This window comes from Paraburkholderia sartisoli (genome assembly GCF_900107685.1).
In the GTDB taxonomy this organism is placed as follows: domain Bacteria; phylum Pseudomonadota; class Gammaproteobacteria; order Burkholderiales; family Burkholderiaceae; genus Paraburkholderia; species Paraburkholderia sartisoli.
Genome location: NZ_FNRQ01000013.1, coordinates 41,997 through 68,938, shown reverse-complemented (window position 1 = coordinate 68,938; position 26,942 = coordinate 41,997). Strand labels below are relative to the sequence as shown.

Sequence of the window (26,942 nt, the reverse complement as noted above, 5' to 3'; positions counted from 1 at the left end):
CCGATGCGCTTGAATGGCGCTGAATCGCGAAGCCGTCAAGGGCAACGATGTTTTCCAATCTGCTGGTACAACTCGTCAACGGCCTGGCCGACGCGTCAGCGCTCTTTCTCGTCGCGGCGGGACTGTCGCTGATCTTCGGCGTGACGCGGATCGTCAATTTCGCGCACGGCTCGCTCTACATGATCGGCATCTACGTGGCGTACAGCATCACGAGCCGTTTTGGCGCGACGACGGGCGGCTTCTGGTTGTCGGTCGTGGCGGCTGCACTGGTTGTCGCGGTGCTGGGTGCGCTGGTCGAGATGGTCGTCCTTCGGCGTATCTATCGCGCGCCTGAACTGTTCCATCTGCTCGCCACGTTTGCGCTTGTGCTGATCTTCCGCGATGCGGCGCTGTGGCTCTGGGGGCCGCAGGATCTGTTCGGCCCGCGCGCCCCGCATCTGGCCGGCGCGGTCGATCTGCTCGGCCATCCGTTGCCGACCTACGATATCGCGCTGATCGTCATCGGCCCGCTGGTGCTGCTGGTGCTCTGGTATGGCCTGACGCGCACCCGTTGGGGCTCGCTGGTGCGTGCCGCCACCCAGGACCGCGAGATGCTCGGCGCACTCGGCATCAATCAGGCGTGGCTCTTTACAGGCGTGTTCTTCGTCGGCGCGTTTCTCGCCGGACTGGCTGGCGCGTTGCAGGTGCCGCGCATGTCGGCGAATCTTTCGCTTGATCTCGAAACGATCGGCAATGCGTTTGTCGTCGTCGTGGTTGGCGGCATGGGTTCCATTCCGGGCGCGTTCGTCGCCGCGTTGCTGATCGCGGAGATCAAGGCGCTGTGCATCGGCATCGGTCACGTGTCGATTGGCGGGATCGATTTCTCGCTAAGCAAATTTACGCTGGTGGCCGAATTTGTCGTGATGGCGATTGTGCTGGTGGTGCGTCCGTGGGGTTTGCTCGGTCGGGCCACCACGGCGGTGCGAGGCATGGCCGCCGCCGAAGCGCCGTTGCGGCCTGCGGGCAAGCGTCTGCGCGCGCTGGCGATCGTTGCGCTTGTCGTGCTCGCGCTCGCGCCGCTTGCCGCGAACGCGTTTCCCTATATGCCGGTGCTGCTCGTCGAGATCCTGATTGCCGTGCTGTTCGCGGCAAGCCTGCATTTCATCATGGGGCCGGGCGGCATGCACTCGTTCGGCCATGCGGCGTATTTCGGCCTCGGTGCTTACGGCGCCGCGTTGTTTCTCAAGGTGCTGGATCTGCCAATGGAAGCCGCACTGGTGCTCGGCCCGCTGCTGGCCGTGGCGGGTGCGCTGCTGTTCGGCTGGTTCTGCGTGCGGCTCTCCGGCGTTTATCTGGCGATGCTGACGCTGGCCTTCGCGCAGATCGTCTGGTCCGTCGTGTTCCAGTGGGACGACGTCACGGGCGGCAGCAACGGCGTCCTTGGATTGTGGCCGTCGAACTGGCTATCGTCGCCGGTCGCGTACTACTATCTGACGCTCGTATGCGCCGCAACGGGCGTCTGGCTGCTGCGCCGGATGCTGTTTTCTCCGCTTGGCTACGCGATGCGCGCGTCGCGTGACTCCGTGCTGCGCGCCGAGGCGATCGGCATCGACGTCAAGCGCGTGCAATGGGCGGCATTCGTGATCGCGTCGCTCTTCTGCGGGCTTGCCGGGTCGCTGTATGCGTTCTCCAAGGGCACGATTTCACCGGAGGTCATCAGCATAAGCCGGTCGGTCGACGGGCTCGTCATGGTGCTGCTCGGCGGTCTGCAGACGCTGACCGGGCCGATCGTCGGCGCGGCCGTGTTCACGTGGCTTCAGGACACCGTCGCGCGTCAGACCGATTACTGGCAGGCGCTGCTCGGGCTCGCGATCCTGCTGCTCGTGATCGCGTTTCCGCAAGGCATCGTCGGCTTTGTCCGCGATCGTTTCGATCACGATAACGTCGATGACAGTGCGAGGAACGAACCGAAAGCATCGGGCGCCGCGGTCAAGGAGGGTCTGTGAGCCTCCTGCGCGTGTCGGACCTGTCGAAGTCATTCGGCGGTGTGATGGCTGTCGACGGGGTTTCGTTCAATGTCGAAGCGGGGCAGCTGGTCGCCCTGATCGGACCGAACGGGGCCGGCAAGTCGACGTGCTTCAACATGCTGAACGGGCAGTTGCGGCCTTCGTCCGGTTCGATCGTTTTCGATGGGCATGAACTGGCCGGCAGGCGTCCGCGCGATACCTGGCGGCTGGGCGTCGGGCGCACGTTCCAGATCGCCGCGACCTTCAATTCGATGACCGTACTCGAAAACGTGCAGATGGTGCTCATCTCGCGCGAGCGGAAACTGTCCGGCCTGTGGAAAGCGGCGGCGTCGTGGTTCGCGGACGAAGCGATGGCGCTCCTCGAACAGGTCGGCATGGCGGGCCACGCGCATCGGGCGTGCGGCGTGCTCGCGTATGGCGACGTCAAGCGCGTCGAACTGGCGATTGCGCTGGCGAACCGTCCCAGGCTGTTACTGATGGATGAACCCACCGCGGGCATGGCGCCCGAAGAGCGCAACGACCTGATGGCGCTGACGAAACGTCTTGTCACCGAACACCAGATCGGCGTGCTGTTCACCGAGCACAGCATGGACGTCGTGTTCGCTTACGCGGATACGATGATCGTGCTTGCCCGGGGCAAGCTGATCGCCGAAGGCAGCGCGGACGCGATCCGTCACGATGCGCGCGTGCAGGAAGTCTATCTGGGTACCGGAAAGACATTCGAGCCGCGCGCACGGCTGGCCGATGCAGGCTCAAACGGGGCGCGACAATGAACGAGCCGATGCTGAAAGTATCGGGCCTCAACGCGTTCTACGGTCGCGCGCATATTCTGTTCGACATCGACCTTGAAGTCGGCCGTGGCGAGGTGGTTGCGCTGATGGGCCGCAACGGCGCGGGCAAATCGACGACGATGAAAGCGCTCATGGGTCTTCTGCCGCGCAAGCAGGGTTTGGTCACGTTTCGCGGCGCGGATATCTCGACGTTGCCGCCGTATCGCATCGCGCGGATGGGAATGGGTTTCGTGCCGGAGGATCGGCGCGTTTTTTCCGATCTCACGGTCATGGAAAATCTCGACGCCGGCCGCCAGCCGCCGCGCGATGGCGCGCCACGATGGACACCCGACAAACTGTTTCGTCTGTTCCCGAATCTCGGCGAAATGCCGGGACGGCTGGGTAGCCAGATGAGCGGCGGCGAGCAGCAGATGCTCACGGTTTCACGCACACTGATGGGCAATCCGTGGCTCGTGCTGCTCGACGAGCCGTCGGAAGGTGTCGCGCCGGTCATCGTCGAACAGATGGCGAACATGATTCTCGAACTGAAGCGCGAAGGTCTTTCGATTCTGCTGTCGGAACAGAATCTGCATTTCGCCGGACTCGTCAGCGATCGCGCGTATGTGCTTGAGAAAGGGCACATCCGGTTTAGCGGCACGATCGACGAACTCGCAAAAGATGAAGCCGCGAGGCGCGCCTGGCTCAGCGTTTGACTGCTATTGAGCGCGCGTTTCGCATCTGCAAGCAACACCTGAATTCGCAGCATTCCAGCAATTCCTCGATAACGGAGAAAAAGGTAATGACCACGCGCGCAGGATGGATCACACGCATGACGGTTTCGTTGACGCTCTCGCTGGCCGCAATCGGCGCGAGCGCACAGCAGACCATCAAGATCGGCGAAATCAACAGCTACAAGGCGCAGCCCGCGTTTCTTGGGCCCTACAAGAACGGCTGGAATCTCGCGCTCGACCAGATCAACGCATCGGGCGGCGTGCTTGGAAAGCAACTCGAAGTCGTCTCGCGTGACGACAACGGCAACCCGGGCGACACGATTCGCGTCGCACAGGAGCTGATCGCGCGTGAACAGGTGCAACTGCTGTTCGGCGGTTTCCTGTCGAATACCGGTCTCGCGCTGACCGACTTCGCGAAGCAGCGCAAGATTTTCTTCCTGGCCGCCGAACCGTTGACCGACAAGATCGTCTGGGCCGACGGCAACAAATACACGTACCGTCTGCGTCCTTCGACATATATGCAGGTCGCGATGCTCGTGCCGGAAGCCGTGAAGCTGAAGAAAAAGCGCTGGGCGCTGGTGTATCCGAATTATGAATACGGGCAGTCGGCCGTGGCCACGTTCAAGAAGCTGATGAAGGCCGCGCAACCGGATGTCGAGTTCGTCACCGAACAGGCCACGCCGCTGGGCAACCTCGATGCAGGCGCGGTGACGCAGGCGATCGCCGATGCGAAGCCCGATGCGATCTTCAACGTGCTGTTCAGCGCGGACCTCGGCAAGTTCGTGCGCGAGGGCAATACGCGTGGTCTCTTCAAGGATCGCAGCGTCGTGTCGCTCCTGACCGGCGAGCCGGACTATCTCGATCCGCTCGGCGCGGAGGCACCGACGGGCTGGATCGTCACCGGCTACCCGTGGTATTCGATCGATACGCCGGCCAACCGGAAGTTCGTCGATGCCTATCAGGCGAAATATCACGACTATCCGCGGCTTGGATCGGTGGTGGGTTATTCGGCGCTGATGTCGATTGCCAACGGGTTGAAAAAAGCAGGCTCGACCGATCCTGACAGGCTGGCCGCGGCGTTCAAGGGCTTAGGCGTCGATACGCCGTTCGGGCCGATCACGTTCCGCGCGCAGGACAACCAGTCGACGATGGGCGCGTATGTCGGCGTGACGGGTGTGAAGGACGGCAAGGGCATCATGACGTCGTATCGCTACATCGACGGCGCAAGCGTGCAACCGTCCGATGCGGACGTGAAGAAGCTGCGCCCCGCGCAATAGCGAGCGTCAGCGCGGCATGGCATGAAGCGGAGGCGGTGAACGCCTTGTGCGTCATGCCCGCTATTCCTCGTGGTCGTGCTCGGCGACGAAGTGGCGCAGATAGGCCAGAACGGCCGCTTCGGCGGCGCGATGATCGGCGCCGTTTTTCGAACCGGCGTTCTCTTCGTCGCCAAACAGCGCGGACGGTGCGTTGTGTACGTCCACTTCCTGGCCCTCGCGATACAGGCGGATTTCGTGGGCCGTTTCGATGTATTCGGCGATCCAGTGGACTCCTTCGATATGTGTGCCAGCACGTATGGATGGTGGTTTCATGGTTGCGTCTCCCGTTAGAGATGGTCTGAAGCGTCTTTTCTTCCTGTTTCCAGCATTTTTCCCTGGTTTCCCTTTAGCTTCCCTTTAACAATAGGCGCTGCGACAGGGCAGTGCATGCTTTGTTGAGCGCGTCGCGCTCAAGGCGCCAAAGAAGGGCTCGACCACTGAAGCAATCCGCAAAAAGACGGCGCAGAACAGCACCGCGGGCAAGCGCCGTTTAGCAGCCGCAAAAAAAGCGGCCCAAACCAGGGCCGCTCGCGCGCATCACTAGACATCGTGTCACGCGCCGTTTGGCGCGCGACACGTCATGCATTACTGGACAGTCGCCAGCACCTCGCGAACCGTGCTGAAAATGCGGTCGATCTGCGCTTCCTCGATGATGAGCGGCGGCGAGAACGCGAGGATATCGCCCGTAAAGCGGATCAGCACGCCCGCTTCGAAGCATTTGACGAACGCCTCATAGGCGCGCGCGCCCGGCGCGCCTTCGCGCGTGTCGAGCTCGATGCCGGCGACCATGCCGAGATTGCGGATGTCCTTCACGTGCTTCGCATCGCGCAGCGCATGCACGGCGCTTTCGAACTTCGGCGCCATCGATGCCGCGCGTTCGAACAGGTTTTCGCGGCGATACAGGTCGAGCGTCGCGATGGCTGCGGCAGTCGCGGCCGGGTGCGCCGAATACGTGTAGCCGTGCGCGAGTTCGATTCCACCGGGCGCACCGTTGTTGACGATCGTGTCATGCACCGTGCGGCTTGCCGCGACCGCGCCCATCGGGATCGCGGCGTTGTTGATCGCCTTGGCCATCGTCAGCAGATCGGGTGTCACGCCAAAGTATTCGCTTGCGGTGGCCTTGCCGAGACGGCCGAAACCGGTGATCACTTCGTCGAAGATCAGCAGGATGCCGTGCTTCGTGCAGATGTCGCGCAGTTTCTGCAGATAGCCTTGCGGCGGAATCAGCACGCCGGTCGAACCCGCGACCGGCTCGACGATCACAGCGGCGATCGTCGAGGCGTCATGCAGCGTCACGATCCGTTCCAGGTCGTCGGCAAGATGCGCGCCCCACGCCGGTTGTCCCTTCGAAAACGCGTTGTGTTCGAGACTGTGCGTGTGCGGCAGATGATCGACCGCGGGCAGCAGCGCGCCCGAAAACGTCTTGCGGTTCGGCGAAATGCCGCCCACCGAGATGCCGCCGAAGCCCACGCCGTGATAGCCGCGTTCGCGACCGATCAGGCGCGTGCGCTGGCCTTCGCCGCGTGCGCGGTGATACGCGAGCGCGATTTTCAGCGCGGTATCGACGGATTCCGAACCCGAATTCGTGAAGAAAATGCGGTCGAGACCTTCCGGCATCAGTTCGGCCACTTTCGATGCCGCTTCGAACGCGACCGGATGGCCCATCTGGAACGTTGGCGCGAAGTCGAGCGTCGAGAGCTGTTTCGTGATCGCGGCGACGATTTCGTCGCGGCTGTGGCCGGCGTTCACGCACCAGAGGCCCGCGCAGCCGTCCAGCACCTCGCGACCGTCCGTCGTGCGGTAGTACATCCCCTTGGCCGATTCCAGCAGGCGCGGCGCGGCCTTGAACTGGCGATTGGCGGTGAAGGGCATCCAGAAAGACGACAGGTCGTCGATGACGGGGCGCGAAGTCATGGGTTTTTCTCCTCGAAGTGGTAGCGAAACTGTAGCGCTCGCGGTCTAATGGCGGCATAGACAGTTGGCTCATCTGCGCTGGTAACTGTGCTGGTGAATCCGCTTCGACTGTAGTGGTGCACGCGTGGTCTCCCCTGGCTCACTGCTCTTCTTCGTCATGATCGAACTTCAACTGGAACGCGACCGCCGTGGTACATCGACGCTGGTCGAGCAGGTCGTGCAAGGCTTTGCGGCGGCGATCGAATCGCAGTCGCTGCGCGCCGGCGCGCTCTTGCCCTCGGTGCGGCAGCTGGCGCAGACGCAGCGTCTCAGCACGTTCACCGTCACGGAGGCCTACAACCGTCTTGTTTCGATGGGCCTCGTGGTGGCGCGGCGCGGTTCCGGCTACCGGGTCGCGACGCTCGACGCACCGCCGGCCCGAGTGAACGCGAGCGCGAACGACTGGCAGCCGCCCAGCCTGACCGCGACGTGGCTGCTCTCGGACGTGTACGCGGATCACTCGGTGCCGATCAAGGCCGGCTGCGGCTGGCTGCCGAACGAGTGGGTCAACGGCGCGGGGCTGCAGCACGCGCTGCGTGCGACGAGCCGCGTGCCGCCCGGGCGTCTCGCCGACTACGGTCATCCGTACGGGTTCGCGCCGCTGCGCGAGCGCATCGCCGAACAGCTCGACCGGCGCGGTCTGCCCGTCGACGTGTCGAACGTGCTGCTCACGCAGGGCGCCACGCAGGCGCTCGACCTGATCGTGCGCACGTTGTTGCGTCCGGGCGATACCGTGCTGGTCGAAGACCCCGGCTACTGCAACCTGCTGCAGATCCTCAAGCTGGCCGGGCTCAACGTGCAGGGCGTGCCGCGCACGCCGGCCGGCCTCGATGCCGACGCACTCGAACGGCTCGTCGCCGCCCATCGGCCGAAGGCGATGTTCGTGAACACGACGCTGCAAAACCCGACCGGCACGACGCTCGGCATGGCGTCGGCGTTCCGGTTGTTGCAGATCGCCGAGCGGCAGCGCATGTGGGTGATCGAAGACGACGTCAGCCGCGAGCTGGCGCCCGCCAGCGCGCCGCTGCTGGCCGCGATGGAAGGACTGCAGCGCGTGCTGTACGTGAGCGGTTTTTCGAAGACGGTGACGCCGGGGCTGCGCTGCGGCTATGTCGTCGCGGAGCGTGACGTGCTGCGCGAACTGGCGCGCACGAAGATGGCGGTGGGGTTGACGTCGTCGGAACCGATCGAGCGGATCGTCGACAAGGTGTTGCTCGAGGGGCGTCACGCGCGGCACGTCGAGACGGTCAACGAACGGTTGAAAGCGGCACACGTGCAGGTCGAGGAACGCATCGACGCGGCCGGCCTCGAACTGTTTCACCGGCCGCGTGCGGGTCTTTTCCTGTGGGCCAGACTGCCGGTCGAGCCGGCGCGTGCCGCCGAAATCGCGACCGCCGCGCTGCGCGACGGCATCTGGCTCGCGCCGGGTTCGTATTTCCGCCCCGACGACGCGCCTACCGCGTGGTTCCGCTTCAACGTACCCTATTCGACCGACGACGCGTTGTGGCGGTTTATCGCCGGCATCCGCTAGCGTGAGCGCCGCGGTAGCCCGGGCGTTTTAGCCGAGCAGATGCAGCGCGACCGGATACATCGACAGCACCAGCAGCGAGGCCATCACGATGTTGAACGCGCGCAGCCAGCGCGGATTCGACAGAACGCGCCGCAGGCTGGTGCCGAATGCGGCCCACAGGCAGATGCAGGGCAATCCGGTCACGTAGAACAATATCGCCATCAGCATCGCGTTGAAGCCGAAATCGGCGCTCAGATGAATCGTGGTCGCGGCCGTCAGCACCATCATCCACGCTTTGGGATTGATCCACTGGAACGCGATGGCTTCGTGAAAGCGCATCGGCCTGCGCTCGCCCTTGCGCGTCTGGATTTCACCGGACGTGCCGATCTTCCACGCGAGATACAGCAGGTACGCGACGCTCGCCACTTCGAGCGTGGTGTAGAGCATCGGAAAACGGCGAAACGCTTCGCCAAGGCCGAAGCCGACGGAAAGCATCAGCAGCGCGACGCCCGCGGCGATGCCGAGTATGTGCGGCACCGTGCGGCGAAAGCCGAAGTTGACGCCGGACGCGAGCAGCATCGTGTTGTTCGGGCCCGGCGTGATGCTGGTGACGAGCGCGAACAGGATGCCGGCGGGCAGCGCGCTGAGCGTCAGCAGGGAGTCGAGTGGCATGACGGGCTCCGGATTCGGTGACGGGGGATGAGTGATGCAGTCTATCGAAGGGAGCCGGTACAGTACCGGTACAAATTGAGATATGGTGCCCGGTACGGATTGTGGGGGGCTTTTTGTGGTTAGACGGCGGTGCCTTCGTCAAGAAGACGCTCGAAAAAATCGCCTCCACCCATCTGCCCGCCCTTGAGCACGATCTCCATTCCATCCAGTTCCTCGACGTCGGCATGTAGCCGGCACATCGCCACGCCTTCCGAGATCGCGCCGACGTAAGACAAACCCCATCCGCCGAGCGCCTGGACCGCAAAGCTGGAAGTGTCGCCTCCCGCGATGCAGATTCGCCGTGGCCTCATCGCCGTCACAACGCGCCGCACCAGTGCCGCGCACGCGCGAGTCGTGTCGTCGCGGCGGGCCGAAGCCTGATCGAACGTCCGGCTGGTAAACGTCAGAACGTTTTTTCCGCTTCGCAACAGCGTCACGATGTCATCGAGATACCGTTCGAGTGAACCGGTGTCCACCTGGGCTGGATCGATCTCAACCCTGGAATACGAATGGGCGGCGTCGATCTGCCTGTTCGTCGCGGGCGAAAGACTCCCTGCAAACACAAACACCGGACCGACCGGACGCGGGCCTTGGCTTGCGTCTACCGGCGACGCAACGTACGTGCTGCTATCTGCGGGACGAGTCGCCATGGCCCACGCCTGCGCCACGCTGCTCGGACCCACCGCGAGCAGGGGAACGGCCGTCGATCGTTGAGCCAGCAAGCGGCCGATCGGCGCGAGATGTGCGTCTTCCAGAACGTCGAAGAGCACGGCCGGACAAGACGATTCGATGCGCCCGTTCACCTGCGCGTCGAGATGGCCGGGCGCCGAAATGTAATGGCGCCAGTCAATCAGGCCCATGTCGGGCAACCCCTGATCCTGCAGATGAAGGCGCAGGTCCGCCTCCTGCATGGGCGTCGCGGGATGACGGCTCATCGTCGGATGGCGATCGATTCGAAAGACGGGTGGCGCTTCTCCACCCGCCGTCGACGAACCCGCGGCGAACAGGTTGCCGAATGCGCAATAGCGCTGCAGTCCGGGCTGCCCACCGATAACAGGCACAAGCGGATTCGGGAAGAAACCCCGCAGCGTCGACACGGCTGCACCGATGCTGCCAAGCTCCGGGCTGCTATCGAACGTGGAGCAGACCTTGTAATGCAGGATGCGTACGCCCAGTTCCGCGAAGCGGGCACCTGCCGGCAGCAGCGCCGCTTTCATCGCCAGCGGCGCCATCGCGCGCGCGGCACTGGCTACGCCGATCGCGTCGAGCGGGCCGGCGGCATCGAGTTGGGCATCGGTCGGTGGCTGAAAAAACAGCATCGTCCTGAAGCCCGCGCGCGCGAGATGGGCGAGCGTATCCGTCGCGCCGGTGAAGTCGTCGCCATAAAAGCCGTAAGCCGGACCGCTACTCATACACGCGCACCGAAGAATTCGAGCGCTCTCCGCAACTCGGGCGCGCCGCGTGAAAAGCGTTCGAGCGACACACCGTCCCGCACCGCCGACCACGCCTGACGCACGCTCAGGACACCCGCGGCGGGACCGTCCGGATGCGCGAGAATGCCTCCGCCTGACATGAACAGGAGGTCATCTGAACCGATTGCGTCGAACGTGGCGGGTACGGTTCCGGCCCATTGTCCCGATGAAAACGCGGGCAACACGGCATCGTCGATACCTTCGGCGAGCGGTGTCGCGCAGTCTCTGGCCGAGTCGATGACTTCGCGATCGGCCTGCGCGAATTTTCCGCTCAGGCCATGAACGTGCATATGGTCGACGCCCGCAAGCCGCCACAAGGTTTGATAAGCCTGGAATGACATGCCGAGCGATGGATCGCGCGACATCATGCCGAACCCGTTTCTATGCGCATGCAACACGAGCGGGGTATCGCGCCGCAACGACTGGATAGCCGAGAATCCGCACCAGTTGATGCTCGCCATCACACAACCGCCGCCTTCGCGTTCGACCAGATCGGCGTGGCGGCGCATCGCATCGAGATCGTCGGTAATGTTGAATGCGACCATGACGTTGCGGCCGGTGCGGTCACGATACGCACGCACTTCCTTCATCACCGCCCGGACCCGCTCATCCAGTGGCGCATGGTCCGGGTTCGCGCAAACTTCGTCATCCTTGATAAAGTCGACACCCGCTTCGCACAGGCTTTTGACCAGAGCCGCCGTTTCGTCCGCGCTCATGCCGACGTTGGGCTTGATGATGGTTCCGATCAGCGCGCCGCTTGCCACACCCGTCAACGCCCGCGTGCCGGCAATGCCCTGAGCCGGCAGGTCAAAGCGCTTCCGGTACGGGGCGGGAAGCCGGACTGCCAGCAACCGCATGCCCGTGACTTCGCCGAGGTCGTATAGATTGCCCGCGACGGTCGCGGCCAGCGTCGGCAGATTGGCGCCTATGTTCGCCACGGGAAAAGCGAGCGTGATCCGCGCCCGGCGCCATGGTCCCGTCACGCCCTTGCGGGCCAGCATGGCGCTCGGCAAGCCCGGCTGGTGCGCCGGTTCGAGTTCGACCACGCGCACGACGTCGGCACGACTGCGGGCGCGCAGTGCATCGGTTTCATTGGCCACACGCACGAAAGTGCCGCTCGATTGCTCGCCCGCCATGATGTCGCCGACGCGCGCAGGATCAAGCGGCGTCTCGATCAGGTAGTCGGCCTCGATCAATCCATCCTCTCCGCGCGCTGCGTTCATAGCCGGCTCAATTCAGGAAACGGCCGCACGGCATCGCGTCCGTCCCAGTCGAGCGACGCTGCATGAATCAGCTCGAAGAGCCGGCCCTTCGGTCCGGCGATCTCCGACAATTCGATCACCGTTCCCGGATGGCTTTCCGTATCGAAGTACACGAAGCGTCCGTTCTCGCCTACCTTGCCGCTCATCGCGACCTTGAAGCCCTGGCGTTCCAGGCGTTCGAGATCGGCATCGAAATGCGTCGTCCAGTAAGCGTTGTGCTGCAAGCCGGTATGGCCGGCGGCCAGGAAATCGCGATACATGGACGGGGCGTCGTTGCGCGTCTGGATGAGTTCAACCTGGAGGCTCCCGGAATTGGCGAGTGCGACCGAGTTATGGACGTCATAGGATTTTCCGCGATACACATAGTCTTCGATGGGCACGCGCTCGTTGTAGAACCAGGGGCCGACGCCCAGCACGCGGCTCCAGTGATCCATCGCCGCTTCGATATCGCGCACGACATAGCCCGCCTGGCGAATCTCGCCAAAATAACGACTCATCAAAACACTCCGGAGAAATAAGGCTTCAGAGAAAGCCGGTCGATAGCCATGGCACGGCGGCGACCAGAATCAGGCCGACGATCAACGCGCCCATATAGCCGATGATCGGCCGCATGCCGGCATCGGGGTTGACCTTGCTGATCGCGCAGGCCGAGTAATAACCGACGCCAAAGGGCGGAGAGAAGAGGCCGACGCCCATCGAAAGAATCACGACGATCGCGTAGTGGATCTCGTTGATCCCCGCGAGCCGCGCGATGGGAAAGAGAAGCGGCCCGAACAGCACGATGGCGGGAATGCCCTCCAGCACGCTACCCAGCAGAATGAACACGACAATCGACAGCGCCATGAATGCATACGCGCCCCCGGGCAGATGCATCATCAGATCCGCGAGATCCTGTGAGAACCCGGACTGCGTGAGCGCCCACGCCATCGCCGTCGCGCAGCCGATGATGAAGATGATCGCGCCCGACAACGTGGCGGCATCGACCAGCATGCGCGGCAGTTTCGACCACTGAAACTGGCGATATACGAACACGCCTGTGACCATCGCGTAGACAATGCCGATCGTCGACACCTCGGTCGCCGTCGCGATCCCTTCGACCACGGCCGCGCGGATCACGAACGGCAACGCGAGCGCCGGCAATGCGACGAGAAACATTCGCCCCATTTCACGGCGGCTGAAGCGCTGCACGTGACGCAGGTCTTCTTTCCGGTAGCGCATCCACACGACGAAACACAGCATGACCGCAAGCACGATGGCGGGCAGCATGCCGGCCGTGAAAAGCGCGGAGATGGACAGGCCGGTCACCGAACCGATCGTGATCAGCACGATGCTGGGGGGCACCGTTTCCGTCTGCGCACCCGCCGTCGACAGCAGGGCGACAAGATCGCCTTCGTTCGCGCCGCGCTTTTTCATTTCAGGAAAAAGGATGGGCGCGATCGCGGCCATATCGGCGACTTTCGAGCCAGAGATGCCTGAAACAAGGTACATCGTGCCGATGAGAACGTAAGACAGCCCACCATGAACATGACCGACGAGACTGGCGAGAAACTGGATCATGGCGCGCGCGAGGCCGGCCATTTCGATCATCAGGCCCAGAAAAACGAACAGCGGCACGGCGAGCAGGACAAGATGCGACATGCCTTCGTCCATCCGTCCGACGATCACTTCGAGCGGCGTGTAGGTCGTCAGGCCGAGATAGCCGAAGGTTGCGAGCGCAAACGAAAAGCAGATGGGCACGCCGGAAAAAATGCCGATCGCCACCACGCCGACAAAGAAAATAATCAGGTTCGCTTTTCCGAGTTCGAGCAGGACAGGCGCGACAAGCGCGATCCCTGCGGCGGCCACGGCGCAGACAGCCAGCGCAATGACGATGTCGCGCATGCGGCCGACTTCGAACAACCGGATCAGTCCGACCACGAGCATGAACGCGGCGCCGACGGGCAGCGCGAGCGCGCGCCACGCATTGCTGATCTGCAGGGCGGGTGTGACGATGGCCGCTTCGCCCGTTGCATAGTCGAGCGCCGGAACGAACACAAGGACCAGAACCGCCACCGATAACGTGATCGCCAGCGTGTCCACGAACGCACGTCCCTGCGGTGACAGACGGCTGACGAACGCCGTCATCCGCATGTGCTCTCCGCGTCGCAGCGCGAGGACGGCGCCGAACATGGACAGCCAGAGGAACAGGATGCCGGCGAGTTCATCGGACCAGACCAGCGGTTGATGAAGCGCGTAGCGGCAGATAACCCCCGCGAACAGCACGAGCACATCGGCCGCGAGCAGGATCGCGCACACACCTTCGACCAGCACGATCAGCGCACGATCGAAGCGCTTCAGCCAGCGACGCGGGCTGCTGGCCAGTACGTCAGCGGACGCGGAACAGGGCGTCAAAACGTGGTTCGCCATGTTTTTCTTCTCCGGCAGGATAACGGGCAACCGGGCGTGGTCAAGCCAGCTTGCCCGTATAACTCTCCAGAAGCGACCACGCCTGGTCGCCAAACTTGCCTTTCCATTGAGTGTAGAAATTCGCCTGACGCAGCGCCGCGCGGAAGGTATCGGGCGCGGGGCGATTGATCGCGAGCCCCTTCGACTTCAGATCGGCAACGGCGGCTTCGTTGAGCTTGCGCACGTCGTCGCGCTGCTTGAGCGCCGCCTGATCGAACGCATCCGATGCGATCGCCTGGAGGTCTTTGGGAAGCCGTTGCCAGGCGCGCTGGTTCAGGACGAACCAGAAGCCGTCCCAGATGTGGTTGGTCAGCGAACAATACTTCTGGACTTCGTACAGTTTGGCGACCTGGACGATCGGTAGCGGGTTTTCCTGCGCATCGACAATATGGGTTTGCAGCGACGAATACACCTCGCTGAACTGCAGGCTCGTGGGCGCGGCGCCGAGACCCTTGAACATGTCGATGCTAAGCGGACTCACGGGCACGCGAATCTTCAGGCTGTGCATGTCGGCCGCATTCGTGATGGGACGCGTGCTCGTTGTCGTCTCGCGAAAGCCGTTGTCCCACATCTTCGGGAACGATTCGAGGCCGGCTTTCTGCATCGCCGCGCGCACGTATGCGCCGACCTTGCCGTCCATCGCGGCCCACACCTGATCGTAGTCGTTGAACGCGAAACCGATGGCGTTGATCGCGGCGACCGGCGCGAGCGTCGAGACCACCAGCGCGGACGGCGTGAACATTTCGATGCCGCCGCTTCGCACCTGCGCGAGCATGTCGGTGTCGCCGCCCAACTGGTTGTTCGGGAATATCCGGATCTCCATGCGCCCCTTCGACGCTTCGCGAATCTGGTTCGCAGCCTCCTGCGCGCGCACGTTCAGCGGGTGCGTCAAGGGCAGGTTGTTGCCGTACTTGAACACGAATTGCGGCGTACCGGCGCGCGCGACGAGTGGCACGCCGGCCAGGCCCGCGAGCGGTGCGGCGACTGCGGCGCGCAGCAGCGCGCGGCGGGTGAGATGGGTCATCCGGTTGTCTCCGATTATTTGATATTTGATGTAAACCCTGATCCCATCAAATCCCATCAAGCCAGATTGATTCTTGTCGTGCAGGCTTGAACTACCATGAGAATCTGGCTTACCCTTGCGGCAAGACTAAGGACGACGCCTACCGCTGTCAAACTCACAAAATGATGGTTTTTGATGGTTTCCGAGGAGCATTCAACGCCTATGTCTGACGCGTCATCGAGCCCGCTTCTCAACGCGCGTGCGCGAATTGCCGACATTGCAGGGGCGGCCGGTGTGTCGACGGCGACCGTCGATCGTGTGTTGAATGGCCGCGACGGCGTGCGTCCCGCGACAGCGCAACGCGTGCTTCAGGCGGCCGCGAACGCGGGTTATCTGATCGAGACGGGCAAGCCCGCGAGAGAGGCTGCAAAGCCCATGCGCATCGAGTTCCTGATGCCGGCCGGGACGAATCCCTATCTGCGAATGCTGGGCGACTACATCGAGTTTGCCCACGCGCAATGGGCGGCTCAGGGCATCAAGTGCCGGGTGCATTACGTCGAAAGCTTCAACCCGGCGGAGCTCGCCGATCGCCTTCTACACTATGGGCAGCGGGCGGACGGCGTGGTGTTCATGGCGCTGGAACACCCGCTTGTGCGCGACGCCGTCGATACGCTTGCCGCACAAGGCGTGCCCGCGATCACGATGATTTCGGATCTGTCGAACGCTCGCAGGCTGGCTTATGTCGGTATCGATAACCGGTCGGCGGGACGTACAGCGGCTTTGTTGCTTGGCCGGTTTTTGGGGCCGCGTCCATGCGGCAAGATTGCCATGCTGGCGGGTAGCCTGAATTACCGCGGGCATGAGGAGCGGGAGATCGGCTTCCTTCATCTGATTGAATCTTCGTTTCCGAACGTGCGCGTGCTGGGGCTCAGGGAAGGACATGACGACAGTGAGCGCAATTACGACCAGACGCGCAATCTGCTCGCGCAACATCCCGATCTGGCGGGAATCTACAACAGCGGTGGCGGCTCCGAGGGCGTGGCGAGGGCGATCGTGGAAGCCCGGCCCGAGCAGAAGATCCTGTTCATCGGACACGGCCTCACGCCCGATACGCGCGCGCTATTAATCGATGGAACCATGGACGCGCTTATCACCCAGACGCCTCAGGCGATCGTTGGCAACTGTCTCAAGATTTTCAATAACGTGCGCGAAGGACGCGACACCGCAGATGGGGTCAAGCCCATTCATTTCAGTATCGTGCTGCGCGAGAACTTGCCGTAGTTGAGCGGTGGTTTCCGCGAGGAGCTGGTATCTGGTTTTATATCCGTGACGTGCATCCTGATGGACGTTGACACGTTCAAGCGTTGGGCTTTAAGTAGTTCGACAAACTAACTTATCCCCGGAACCCGGACGAAATACCGGCGCCCCGCGCTGCGCCGGCTCATGCTGGCCGCGGTTTGCCTACCGGGCGTCGCGAACGTGCCGCGGCGGCACGACCGCCTGATGTCGGGCCGGCCACGAGGTTGCTTCTCCGTCGTCTTCGCCGAGATACGCGTAGCGGCCGTGGCGCGCGCTCTTCAACATGACGTCCTCGGAAAGAAGCTGGGCAATCAGGTACGTTGTCATCGCACCAAAAGACAACGCGGTAATCACGGCGACGATAAGTAATTGCATATGAAATCCTGTCGGTTTTGACTCATTGTGGTCGTCCGCGCCTATAGAGTCCAAGACCGGTTTAGAATGACCTTGATAATTAAAACTTATGAGACACGCGTGATACTCCGTCATATTCGCTATCTGCTTGCGGTCGCCGAACATCGCAACTTCACGCGTGCGGCCGACAGCCTGCATATTTCGCAGCCCGCGCTGTCGCAGCAGATACGCCAGCTGGAGAGCGAGATCGGCGGCCAGCTGTTCGATCGCAGTGGCCGGGTGGTTCAACTGACCGACTTCGGCAGCGCCTACATCGAATTCGCACGCCGCGCGCTGCTGGACCTCGAAGCCGGGCAGCGTGCGCTGCACGACGTGCGCGATCTGTCGCGAGGCCATCTGCGGCTCGCGTTCACGCCAACGTTCACCGAATATCTGGTGACGCCCGTCATTGAGCATTTCCATGCGGCGTATCCGGACATCACGATCGAGATGACGGAAATGTCGCAGGAGGGCATTGAAGGCGGCTTGAGCGATGACCGCCTCGATCTGGCGATCGGATTCACGGACATCCGCTCGGACGATATCGAATCGGAAGCGCTGTTTCAGGAGCAGATCACGCTGGTTGTGAGCCACGATCATCCGGTCGCGCAACACCGTTCACCCATTACAGGCAGAAAGCTTGCGACACTCCCGCTAGCGTTGCTCAGCGGGCAGTTCGTGTCGCGCTTTTTTGTCGACAGTTACTTCGAGTCGCACGGATTCAAGCCACACGTTGCGATGCAGGCGAATTCGATCAGCGCCCTGTTGAAGATCGTACGCACGGGCAAGGTCGCGACGCTTTTGCCCGGCGCGCTTCAATATGAGCATCGCGACCTGAAATACGTGACGATCGAGCCGAAATTTCCGTCGCGAACCGTGGCGCTGCTTCGGCGCAAGGGCGCTTACCAGACCGCGACCGCTGCTGCGTTTTCCACCACGCTCAGAACGTTGCTGGGGACGGGCGCCCTGTCTTCGCTAACCACTGCCGCGAGTTGAGGCCGGTCAGGTGTTCTTTCCAAGTTCCGCGAAGCTGATCGTTCTGGCTTCGCAGGCGCGCGAAAAATCCGCGTCGTAACTGGTGAAGAAGACCGTGCGGTTTTTCGACAGCGTCTTGAAGAGGTCGATCAACACCGCACGCGCGGCGGCGTCGAGTCCTCCGACGGGCTCATCCGCGACGACGACCTTTACGTCGCCCAAAGCGGCCGCTGTCAGGAACATTTTCTTGCGGGTGCCAAACGACATCTGCTCGAAGCGCTTGTCGAGATGCGTCGTCAGACCAAAGCGGTCAGCGAGTTCGAGTGCGTGGGGGGTGAGCGCCGTCTTGCGCGTCGAAGCAATGTCCTCGAGATACGCCCGCCCGGTTTGATCCGGATACGTCATGCAGTCTTCGGGGACATAGGCGATGGCGGATTTCGCCTCGACGGGCGAGTCGCGCAAGGAATGACCGCCGACCCAGACTTCGCCCCTGTCGGCCTGGATCGTGCCGGCGAGGATGCCCAGCAACGTGGACTTGCCACTTCCGCTTTCGTCATCCAGCGCGACGCATCCGGAATCGACGCTGAAATGCAGACCCTGAAAGAGGATGCGCGCATCGTAGCGCTTGGAGAGGTTCTCGAATCGAAGCATGAGTGGCGAGGTCGGTCAGACGGGAATTTGCCGTGCGCGAGTGACGTCCATTGCAATTCGCACTGGAGCGGCGCGTGTTTTTTGTGGTGGACGTACCCGCGCAAGTGTAACAGCCGCGCTAAAGCGTTCCTGATTCCCCCGGCGCTGCGATTGAAGACGCCGTACACAATTCATTGGCCTGGACCTGCTGAAGTCAATAAGCACATACCGCGCCTGTTCCGCTAGAATGGGCTGGCCCTCAATCAGTCGTTCGTACTGGACATCGCCAACGTCATGTTGCTGATCATCAAGCTAGCCCTTGCTTCCCTTCTGCTCATCGGTCTCACGTATTTTCTGTGTGTGCTTCCGTTCAGGCTGATGCGACACGTCAAGGCGCTGGGCGCTCGGGATGCACAAAACCCCACATGGATTGCGTTGATCGATTTCGCCGGCACGCTGGTGCTGTTGTGGGGCATCGGCCAGGGTCTCTTCGAATGGAAGATGACGGGTACGTTCGACCCGCGGCATCGACTGCTCATCGTTCTTGCGGGCGTGGTGCTGGTTGCGGTGGCGTCGCGGCTCAAGGCGCGACGACGCGTGAAATGAATGAAGCTGGCCCGCGCGACGTTCTCGAATGAGACGATTGAGCATGAATTTGCTGTGTTGGAGCATTAATAAGCGCACTTCATCTGCCTAAACTGACTCCCATGCCATACGACATGGCTAGCAGATAAAACCCAACACTCAAGGAGTCGATCATGTCACGTCTTTCCGCTATCAACCCCAACGAAGCAACTGGCGCCACCGCCGACCTGTTCGCCGCGATCAGGAAGGCTGCCGGCAAGGTGCCGAACGCGTACGCCACCATCGGCACGCACAGCCCTGAAGGGCTCGGCGCAATGCTCGCTGTCGACGGCGTCATCTCGCATGGCAGCCTCGAAAAGGCCGACATCGAAACCATCAGGCTCGCTGTCAGCGAAGTAGCGGGTTGTGATTACTGTATCGCCGCTCATACGCTGATGGGCAAGTTCGCGGGCCTCTCGCCGGAAGCGATGAAGCAGGTCCGTGCGGGCGTTGCAACCGGCGACGCAAGGCGCGACGCACTGGTGCACTTCGTTCGCACGCTGGTGGATACGCGCGGCACCGTGCCGGCTGCCGAACTCGACGCCGTGCGCGACGCGGGCTATAGCGAGCGTCAGGTTATCGAAATCTGTCTGACAGTTGCGTCGATCACCTTCACGAATCTCGTGAACCGCGTGAACGACACGACGCTCGATTTCCCGGCCGTCGCATAACGGACGCATAACGGACGCATAACGGTCGCAAGCACTAAGGCCGCACGGCGAGCCTCACCGGCATCGAACTGGGCACCATCGTGAACGCGGAGATTTCTTCGATGGTGTCCGGGTCGACCGCGAGATGGACCGTGAAATTCGCCATCAGCATCGACAGCACGAGCCGCATCTCGACACCCGCCAGATGCCGTCCGGGGCACACGCGCGGCCCCGCGCCAAACTGCAGGTACGCGCGCATTTCATGCGCGCCGTGCGCGGCATCGCGCTGACGCAGCCAGCGGTCCGGGTCGAACTTCAGCGGCTCGGCGAAGTTGTGTGCGTCGAGCATCGCGGGCCGGTTCAAGAAAAAGTGCTTGCTGCCCGCGGGCAGCGACACACCCTGCAGGCACACGTCTTCCAGCGGCTCGAACGAATTGATCGCGGCCACGGGTTTCAGGCGGCTTGCTTCGGTACACACCGCTTCGAACAGATCCAGCGACTTCAACGCGCCATAGTCGGGGCAGATGGGCGACGCCCCCAGCGCCGCGCGCGCTTCGTCGGCCATGCGCTGTTGCAGCGGCTTGTCGTCGGCGAGGTAAAGCAGCGCCCATGCAATCGAATTGGCGGTGGTGTCCTCGCCTGCAAGCAGCAACGTGAGCACGTTGGCGGCAACCTGGTCGTCGGTGATGCCGGAGTCGGGCTGGTCGCGCATCATCAGCATCGCTTCGAGCAGATGCCGCGGCGTCTCCGACGGATCGTCGCGCATATGGGCGCGCGCGCGTTCCATCATCTGCCGGACATAGCGATGCACCTCGGCCAGTGCGCGGTCCACGCGCCTGTCGCGCGGCAGGCGGATGTAACGCCAGTACGGGAAGGGCGCGTTGATGCGCGTCATCAGCATCGGGAAGATCAGCGCGAGGTGCTCCTGGATCACGCCGCGATTTTTTTCGATCGTATGCGGGTCTTCGCCGAACGCGAGCGCGCTTGTCACGTCCACCGTGTAGCGCTTGAGGTCTTCTGTCATTTCGACGACGCTGCCCTGTTCAGCCGCGCGAGCCCAGCGCACGCGCAGGCGTTCGGTGATCGCGGCCAGCGTCGGGTAGAACGCCTTGATATGTGGAATCGACAGCGCCTGCATGACGAGCCGCCGTTGCGGTTCCCATGCGGCGCCTTCTGCGGAAAAGAGGCCATTGCAGCCGATTTCCTCCAGCACCGATTCGAGCGTCGCATACCGGCGATAGCGATGCGGCCGCTCGCGCATGATGCTCTGGCAAAGCTCGGTATCGGTCCAGACGGTAACCGGCATGCCCGCTATCTGGAACCTGAACGGCGTGCCGAACTCTTCGGCCCAGCGCTCCAGGATCAGATGGAGCTTCGCGGGCGCGAGCTGATGCAGGTTGCCGATCAACGGCAGGCCCTTGGGGCAGGGCAGATCGGCGATCTGGCGCATGCGGGTGGCGTGGGTATTCGCTGCATCTGCATCCATGTTGTAGCCCTCTCGTGGCGGCGCCTGCGTATCGGGCGCGTCGCTCCAGTTAGAGAGAATAGAGCATTGCGCCATGATTGCCGATGACCTTCGGCGCATCGGGGACACGTGCGCGGCGAACGCGTGCTGGCGCAATGCAGGCAGAAAGCGCATGATCCCAAGACGTGGCCCCAGGCATGTCCCCGTTACCCGACAGGTGCCGGCGATATCGAGGTGGCGCGCCATGTCATGTCAAAGGTTGGCTGCTGTGCGCGGGTGGCTCGGTTGAATCTTCGCGCACCGGCCGTATGTTCACACGTCCCGGGAGGGGATCCAGCATGGAAAAATTCGACGCCGCCAATCCGTTTGGCGAATTCACCAAAATGCTCGAGCAGTTCAAGCTGCCCGGCTTCGACGTACCCGCCATCATGGAAGCGCGGCGCAAGGACGTCGAGGCGCTCGTCACGGCCAACCAGACAGCGTTTCAGGGCATGCAGTCGCTCGCGCAGAAGCAGGGCGAAATGCTGCGCGCGACGCTGGGCGAATTGCAGGCGCTGGCTTCCTCGGGCGGCGCTCCGTCGCCGCAGGCCGCCGAACTTGTGCAGCAAACGCTGCACAAGGCGCTCGCGAACATGCAGCAGCTTGCTCAGGCTGCGTATCAGTCGCAGGCGGAGTCGTATGCGGTGATCCAGAAGCGCGTTGAGGAAAACGTCGAGGAACTCAGGACGTTGATGCAGCAGAAGAAGTAATCGCGCGCATCCGCCATCGCATGGAAACGCAATGAAAGGCCGCGACAGGCAGACTGTCGCGGCTTTTCTCTTTCCTGCATGCATCGCACGTGGTCAAGGCGCGCCTTTGACCACGTGCGATGCGATCACGCGATGCACAAAGCGCAGCTTGTCGATGACGGGCGTCGCCAGCGTGAACGGATAGCCGTCCGCCACGCCGACGCTCCGGTTCAGGCTGTTCAGCACGTTTGTCAGCGGAAACCAGCGCTTCACGAGGTTATCGAAGCTGGCGTCCTCGACGGGCGTGGCATCGGTGAGCGTCGGTTCGTCGGGGCTGTCGGGCAGCAGCGCGAGGCCGTACGAAGCGGCCGTGTCCAGCGCATCGACGATCAGCAGATAGTGCGCCCACGTCTCGGACCAGTCTTCCCAGGGATGCATGGTGGCGTACGCGCTGATATACGCGGTGTTCCAGTCGGCGGGCGGCCCGTTCTGATAGTAGGCGTCGAGCGCTTCGCCGTAGTCGGCCCGCTCGTCGCCGAACAGCTTGCGATACGGTTCGACCCACCGGGTGCCTTCGATCAGGCGGTCGAAGAAGTAATGGCCGCTCTCATGCCGGAAATGCCCGAGCAGCGTGCGATACGGCTCGCCCATCGCGCTGCGCACGCGCTCGCGATGGGCGTCGTCGGCTTCGGCGATATTCAGCGTGATCAGGCCGTTGTCGTGGCCCGTCATGACCCGTGCGCCGTCGCCGCCGTCTTCGAGAAACTCGAACGCGAGGCCATGAACAGGGTCGCTTTGCCGCGATTCGACCGTGAGCCCCAGCGATGCCAGCGTGTACAGCAGCCGCCGCTTGGCGGTTTCGAGGCGAAACCAGTACAGCCGGTTGTCCGGCTCGCTCAGGTCGGGAATGGTATGGGTCAGCTGGCAGGCAGCGCACAGCGTATCGGGGGAATCCGCCGGGATCATCCAGTTGCAGACCTGCTCGACCGCGAAGTTGTGGCACTGGCGGTATAACGCGCCGCCGGCGCGCGGATGCAGGCTGCGCCACAGACCTTCGCCCGCGTCCTCGAAGGCGCTGATTTCGGTCAGCCCGGGCACATAGCCGAGCAACGCGTTGCAGCGCTCGCACAGCACGTTCTCGAAGAACACGAACTGTGAGCACCGGTTGCAATGGAAGGTTTTCATCTGTTTTCAAGGCAGGGAAATGGAAGACGGAGCGGTCAACCTGACAGCGCCATTCGACGCAATCCCCGTGCCGCGACGTATCGCTGAACATTTCTTTCTCACGCATTATGTGCATGATGGGGCGTGAGCGCTGCGCCGCTTTGGTGCGTAAAGCGGAAATGCGCCGGTCGTGGCGTCCGGATGGGTCGGGGCAAGCCGTTCCGCCCTGACCGGCGAGGCGGGGGAGGTCTCACGACAAACGGCATGAAGCTTGCTTTTTGCGCCTGCCATCTTTGCGGCTTCCATCCTTTGCGCAGGAGTCCGGTGTGTCTATACGTGTCGCGTTGACCCATGTCACACATTACCGTTACGACCGTGCGGTCGCGCTTTCGCCGCAGGTGGTGCGCCTGCGGCCGGCGCCGCACTGCCGGACGCCCATCCTGTCGTATTCCATGCGCGTCGAGCCAGAAGAGCACTTCACGAACTGGCAGCAGGACGCGTTCGCCAACTATCAGGCCCGGCTGGTTTTTCCCGGGAAGACGCGCGAGTTCAAGGTCACGGTCGATTTCGTCGCGGAGATGGCCGTCTATAACCCGTTCGATTTCTTCCTCGAACCCTCCGCCGAGACGTTTCCCTTCGAATACGATCCGGGCCTCGCGCTCGAACTCGCGCCGTACCGCGTCAAGCGCGAACCGACGCCGCGTTTCGCGGCGTTCGTCGCGAGCATCGAGCGCACGCCGCGCGCGACCGCCGATTTCCTCGTCGAGCTGAACCAGCGTCTGCAGCGCGACATCCGCTATCTGATCCGGATGGAGCCGGGCGTTCAGACGCCCGAGGAAACGCTCGTCAACGCGTCGGGCTCGTGTCGCGATTCGGGCTGGCTGCTGGTGGAAACACTGCGTCAACTGGGTCTCGCCGCGCGCTTTGTTTCCGGCTATCTGCTGCAACTCGCGCCCGATACGAAAGCGCTCGAAGGCCCGAGCGGCACGGAAGTCGACTTCACCGACCTGCACGCGTGGTGCGAGGTGTTCCTGCCGGGCGCCGGCTGGATCGGGCTCGATCCGACCTCCGGGCTGCTGGCGGGCGAAGGCCACATCCCGGTGGCGTGTACGCCGGAGCCGGGAAGCGCGGCGCCGGTCTCGGGCGCGGTCGAAAAATCCGAAGTCGAGTTCGGGCACACGATGTCGATCCAGCGCGTGCTGGAAACGCCGCGCGTGACGAAGCCCTATACGGAAGAAGCGTGGTCCGACGTGCTGGCGATGGGCGCACAGGTCGACCGCCAGCTCGCCGACATGGACGTGCGCCTGACGATGGGCGGCGAGCCGACCTTCGTCGCCGTGCGTGATCGCGACGCGGCCGAATGGAACACCGATGCACTCGGCCCGACCAAGCGCGGTTATGCGGTCGCGCTGATGGACAGGTTGCGCGCGCGCTACGGCGCGAACGGCTTTCTGCACGTCGGGCAGGGCAAGTGGTATCCGGGCGAGCAACTGCCGCGCTGGGTGATGTCGCTCTACTGGCGTGCCGATGGCGAGCCATGCTGGCACGACCCGTCGCTGTTCGCCGATGAGCGCGACCCCGGCCCCGACCCTGGCCTCGACCACTACACGGCGGAAGACGCGGAGCGCTTCATCCATCATCTGGCCGGCAAGCTCTCGCTCGATACGAAGACCATCCAGCCGGGCTACGAAGACATCTGGTATTACCTGTGGCGCGAGCGCCGTCTGCCGGTCAACGTCGATCCGTTCGAATCGAAACTCGACGACGAACTTGAACGTGTACGTCTGCGTCGCGTGTTCGATGCCGGGCTGTCGAGCGTGACGGGTTATGTGCTGCCGCTCGCGCGCACGAGCCACCTGCCGTTGAACGGACCGAAGTGGGTGAGCGGCCCGTGGTACTTCCGCGACGAGCGCATGTACCTGATCCCCGGCGATTCGCCGATGGGCTACCGGCTGCCGCTCGAATCGCTGCCGTGGGTTTCGTCGAACGATTACCCGTGGCAGCACGCGCAGGATCCGTTTGCGCCCCTCGCGCCGCTGCGTCCGGCGGCGCAGTTGCGGATGCAGTACGGGACAGGCCCGACGTTCAGGCCCGTGATGTCCACCCGTGCGGCCACGGCCGTCGCACCTGGCGCGGACAACGGCGTTTCGCCGGGCAACGGCCCCGCCGCGGGTTCGGGCGACGGCGACATGACCGGCTGGGCCCGCGACGCGGCGCGCATGCCCGAGCGTGGCGAATCCGCTAGCTGGGTTTCGCGCACGGCGCTGTGCGTCGAGGCGCGCGATCCGGCGCGCGCAGCAGGGCCGAAAGTGGAGGCGGAAAAGTTCGGCAGCGGCCGCAAGCTGCTGCACGTTTTCATGCCGCCGCTCAGCGCGCTCGACGACTATCTCGACCTGCTCGCCGCAATCGAGGCCACGGCGGCCGAATTGCAGATGAAGGTGATCATCGAGGGCTACCCACCGCCGCGCGACGCGCGTCTGAAGATGCTGCAGGTGACGCCCGATCCGGGCGTGATCGAAGTGAACATCCACCCGGCGTCGAACTGGGAGCAATTGGTCGATCACACCGAATACCTGTATCAGTCCGCGCACGAAACGTGGCTGTCGAGCGAGAAATTCATGCTCGACGGCCGCCATACCGGCACCGGCGGCGGCAATCACCTCGTGCTGGGCGGCGCGACGGCCGCCGACAGTCCGTTCCTGCGGCGCCCCGACCTGCTGGCGAGCCTGATTGCGTACTGGCACAACCATCCTTCGCTGTCGTACCTGTTTTCCGGCCTCTTTATCGGACCGACGAGCCAGGCGCCGCGCGTCGACGAAGCGCGCAACGACCAGGTGTATGAGCTGGAACTCGCGTTTCTCGAACTGCAACGCCAGATCGACCGGCTCGGCGGGCGCGACGGCTGGCAACTTCCGTCGTGGCTCGTCGACCGTGCGCTGCGCAACATCCTGATCGACGTGAGCGGCAACACGCACCGCGCCGAGTTCTGTATCGACAAGCTGTATTCGCCCGATGGTCCGACAGGACGGCTCGGCCTGCTCGAACTGCGCGGCTTCGAAATGCCGCCACACGCGCACATGAGCCTCGTGCAGCAGTTGCTGCTGCGCGCGCTCGTCGCGCGCTTCTGGAACAAGCCGTACACGACGCGTCTCACGCGCTGGGGCACCGAACTGCACGACCGTTATCTGCTCGGCACGTTCGTGCGGGTGGATTTCGACGACGTGATCGCCGACCTCGACGCGGCCGGCTTCGCCTTCGACACGGCGTGGTTCGCGCCGCATTTCGAGTTCCGCTTCCCGCTGGTGGGCGAAATCGCGACGAGCGGCATTGCGCTGACGATTCGCAGCGCGCTGGAGCCGTGGCACGTGATGGGCGAAGAAGGCTCGCCGGGCGGCACGGTGCGTTACGTCGATTCGTCGGTGGAACGCATCGAGGTGTGCGCGCTCGGCCTCAACGAAAACCGCCACGTGATCACGGTGAACGGCGTGCCGTTGCCGATGCAACCAACGGGCCGCGTCAGCGAACACGTGGCGGGCGTGCGTTTTCGCGCGTGGTCGCAGCCATCGGCGCTGCATCCGACGATCGGCGTCGACGCGCCGCTCACGTTCGACATCGTCGACACATGGACGGGGCACTCAATGGGCGGTTGCCAGTATCATGTGGCTCATCCGGGTGGACGCAATTACCAGACGTTCCCGGTGAACGCGTACGAGGCCGAGAGCCGGCGGCGCGCGCGCTTCTTCACGACCGGCCACACACCTGGGCCGCTTTCTGTCGAAGCGCCGCGGCACAGCCTGGAATTTCCCTTCACGCTGGATCTACGCTACTGGTGACC

At 63.3% G+C, this 26,942-nt stretch carries 23 protein-coding genes; 11 read left to right on the top strand and 12 right to left on the bottom strand.

Going from position 1 to position 26,942, the window contains the following annotated elements:
- Positions 1–47: 47 nt before the first annotated feature.
- The 4 genes from BLV45_RS25765 to BLV45_RS25750 all read left to right on the top strand — a co-directional run bounded on the left by BLV45_RS25765 (position 48) and on the right by BLV45_RS25750 (position 4,784).
- Complete coding sequence (locus BLV45_RS25765) at positions 48–1,985, top strand: ABC transporter permease (RefSeq protein WP_090537981.1); 1,938 nt, start codon at positions 48–50, stop codon at positions 1,983–1,985.
- Entirely contained in the window at positions 1,982–2,779 is a 798-nt protein-coding gene (locus BLV45_RS25760; RefSeq protein ID WP_090537979.1) for an ABC transporter ATP-binding protein, read from the top strand. Before BLV45_RS25765 ends, BLV45_RS25760 begins: the two co-directional genes overlap by 4 nt.
- A complete protein-coding gene (locus BLV45_RS25755; protein ID WP_090537977.1) occupies positions 2,776–3,489 on the top strand; it encodes an ABC transporter ATP-binding protein in 714 nt (237 codons plus the stop codon). The genes BLV45_RS25760 and BLV45_RS25755 overlap by 4 nt, the downstream gene beginning before the upstream one ends.
- Positions 3,490–3,575: 86 nt before the next feature.
- Positions 3,576–4,784: an ABC transporter substrate-binding protein gene (locus BLV45_RS25750; RefSeq protein ID WP_090537975.1), complete on the top strand. Its 1,209-nt coding sequence runs from the start codon at positions 3,576–3,578 to the stop codon at positions 4,782–4,784.
- A 60-nt stretch (positions 4,785–4,844) separates the two neighbouring features.
- Here BLV45_RS25750 and BLV45_RS25745 read toward each other — a convergent pair whose 3' ends face one another.
- The gene (locus BLV45_RS25745) at positions 4,845–5,096 is read right to left on the bottom strand and encodes a hypothetical protein (RefSeq protein WP_090537973.1); all 252 of its coding nucleotides are present in this window, start codon (positions 5,094–5,096) and stop codon (positions 4,845–4,847) included.
- 312 nt (positions 5,097–5,408) lie between these two features.
- Entirely contained in the window at positions 5,409–6,737 is a 1,329-nt protein-coding gene (locus tag BLV45_RS25740; protein ID WP_090537971.1) for an aspartate aminotransferase family protein, read from the bottom strand.
- A gap of 157 nt (positions 6,738–6,894) precedes the next feature.
- Here BLV45_RS25740 and BLV45_RS25735 point away from each other — a divergent pair, with 157 nt between their 5' ends.
- Entirely contained in the window at positions 6,895–8,307 is a 1,413-nt protein-coding gene (locus BLV45_RS25735) for an aminotransferase-like domain-containing protein (protein ID WP_090537969.1), read from the top strand.
- Between the two features lie 27 nt (positions 8,308–8,334).
- On the opposite strand, the gene BLV45_RS25730 is transcribed toward BLV45_RS25735, so the two are convergent.
- From BLV45_RS25730 to BLV45_RS25705, 6 genes are all read right to left on the bottom strand, one after another.
- Positions 8,335–8,958, bottom strand: coding sequence for a LysE family translocator (locus BLV45_RS25730; protein WP_090537967.1), 624 nt, complete (start codon positions 8,956–8,958; stop codon positions 8,335–8,337).
- Positions 8,959–9,077: 119 nt separating this feature from the next.
- Complete coding sequence (locus BLV45_RS25725) at positions 9,078–10,409, bottom strand: four-carbon acid sugar kinase family protein (RefSeq protein ID WP_090537965.1); 1,332 nt, start codon at positions 10,407–10,409, stop codon at positions 9,078–9,080.
- Complete coding sequence (locus BLV45_RS25720) at positions 10,406–11,692, bottom strand: ribulose-bisphosphate carboxylase large subunit family protein (protein WP_090537962.1); 1,287 nt, start codon at positions 11,690–11,692, stop codon at positions 10,406–10,408. The genes BLV45_RS25725 and BLV45_RS25720 overlap by 4 nt, the downstream gene beginning before the upstream one ends.
- Positions 11,689–12,228, bottom strand: a complete 540-nt coding sequence (locus tag BLV45_RS25715) for a VOC family protein (protein WP_090537960.1) — start codon at positions 12,226–12,228, stop codon at positions 11,689–11,691. The genes BLV45_RS25720 and BLV45_RS25715 overlap by 4 nt, the downstream gene beginning before the upstream one ends.
- 25 nt (positions 12,229–12,253) lie before the next feature.
- Positions 12,254–14,137: a TRAP transporter large permease gene (locus BLV45_RS25710; protein ID WP_090537958.1), complete on the bottom strand. Its 1,884-nt coding sequence runs from the start codon at positions 14,135–14,137 to the stop codon at positions 12,254–12,256.
- A 40-nt stretch (positions 14,138–14,177) separates the two neighbouring features.
- Positions 14,178–15,200 (bottom strand): TRAP transporter substrate-binding protein, encoded by a 1,023-nt coding sequence (locus BLV45_RS25705; protein WP_090537956.1) that lies wholly within the window; start codon positions 15,198–15,200, stop codon positions 14,178–14,180.
- Positions 15,201–15,374: 174 nt separating this feature from the next.
- On the opposite strand from BLV45_RS25705, the gene BLV45_RS25700 reads away from it, so the two are divergent.
- The gene (locus tag BLV45_RS25700) at positions 15,375–16,460 is read left to right on the top strand and encodes a LacI family DNA-binding transcriptional regulator (RefSeq protein ID WP_245753562.1); all 1,086 of its coding nucleotides are present in this window, start codon (positions 15,375–15,377) and stop codon (positions 16,458–16,460) included.
- Positions 16,461–16,640: 180 nt separating this feature from the next.
- Here the strand turns inward: BLV45_RS25700 and BLV45_RS25695 are convergent, their stop codons facing one another.
- Positions 16,641–16,853, bottom strand: a complete 213-nt coding sequence (locus BLV45_RS25695) for a hypothetical protein (RefSeq protein ID WP_090537953.1) — start codon at positions 16,851–16,853, stop codon at positions 16,641–16,643.
- A 99-nt stretch (positions 16,854–16,952) separates the two neighbouring features.
- Here BLV45_RS25695 and cynR point away from each other — a divergent pair, with 99 nt between their 5' ends.
- On the top strand, positions 16,953–17,867 hold the full coding sequence (cynR, locus tag BLV45_RS25690) for a transcriptional regulator CynR (RefSeq protein WP_245753559.1): 915 nt from the start codon (positions 16,953–16,955) through the stop codon (positions 17,865–17,867).
- Positions 17,868–17,873: 6 nt separating this feature from the next.
- Here cynR and BLV45_RS25685 read toward each other — a convergent pair whose 3' ends face one another.
- Positions 17,874–18,497, bottom strand: coding sequence for an ABC transporter ATP-binding protein (locus tag BLV45_RS25685; protein ID WP_090537949.1), 624 nt, complete (start codon positions 18,495–18,497; stop codon positions 17,874–17,876).
- Between the two features lie 273 nt (positions 18,498–18,770).
- Here BLV45_RS25685 and BLV45_RS25680 point away from each other — a divergent pair, with 273 nt between their 5' ends.
- The gene (locus BLV45_RS25680) at positions 18,771–19,082 is read left to right on the top strand and encodes a hypothetical protein (protein WP_090537946.1); all 312 of its coding nucleotides are present in this window, start codon (positions 18,771–18,773) and stop codon (positions 19,080–19,082) included.
- A 152-nt stretch (positions 19,083–19,234) separates the two neighbouring features.
- On the top strand, positions 19,235–19,771 hold the full coding sequence (locus BLV45_RS25675; protein ID WP_090537944.1) for a carboxymuconolactone decarboxylase family protein: 537 nt from the start codon (positions 19,235–19,237) through the stop codon (positions 19,769–19,771).
- A gap of 34 nt (positions 19,772–19,805) precedes the next feature.
- On the opposite strand, the gene BLV45_RS25670 is transcribed toward BLV45_RS25675, so the two are convergent.
- A complete protein-coding gene (locus tag BLV45_RS25670) occupies positions 19,806–21,236 on the bottom strand; it encodes a cytochrome P450 (RefSeq protein ID WP_245753558.1) in 1,431 nt (476 codons plus the stop codon).
- 317 nt (positions 21,237–21,553) lie between these two features.
- Between BLV45_RS25670 and BLV45_RS25665 the strand changes: the two genes are divergently transcribed.
- Positions 21,554–21,964, top strand: coding sequence for a phasin family protein (locus BLV45_RS25665; protein ID WP_090537939.1), 411 nt, complete (start codon positions 21,554–21,556; stop codon positions 21,962–21,964).
- 93 nt (positions 21,965–22,057) lie between these two features.
- On the opposite strand, the gene BLV45_RS25660 is transcribed toward BLV45_RS25665, so the two are convergent.
- Positions 22,058–23,128 carry a zinc-binding metallopeptidase family protein gene (locus BLV45_RS25660; protein WP_090537937.1) on the bottom strand — a complete coding sequence of 357 codons (1,071 nt, stop codon included), beginning with the start codon at positions 23,126–23,128 and terminating at the stop codon, positions 22,058–22,060.
- A gap of 305 nt (positions 23,129–23,433) precedes the next feature.
- Between BLV45_RS25660 and BLV45_RS25655 the strand changes: the two genes are divergently transcribed.
- Positions 23,434–26,940 (top strand): transglutaminase family protein, encoded by a 3,507-nt coding sequence (locus tag BLV45_RS25655; RefSeq protein WP_090537935.1) that lies wholly within the window; start codon positions 23,434–23,436, stop codon positions 26,938–26,940.
- The last annotated feature ends 2 nt before the right edge of the window (positions 26,941–26,942 follow it).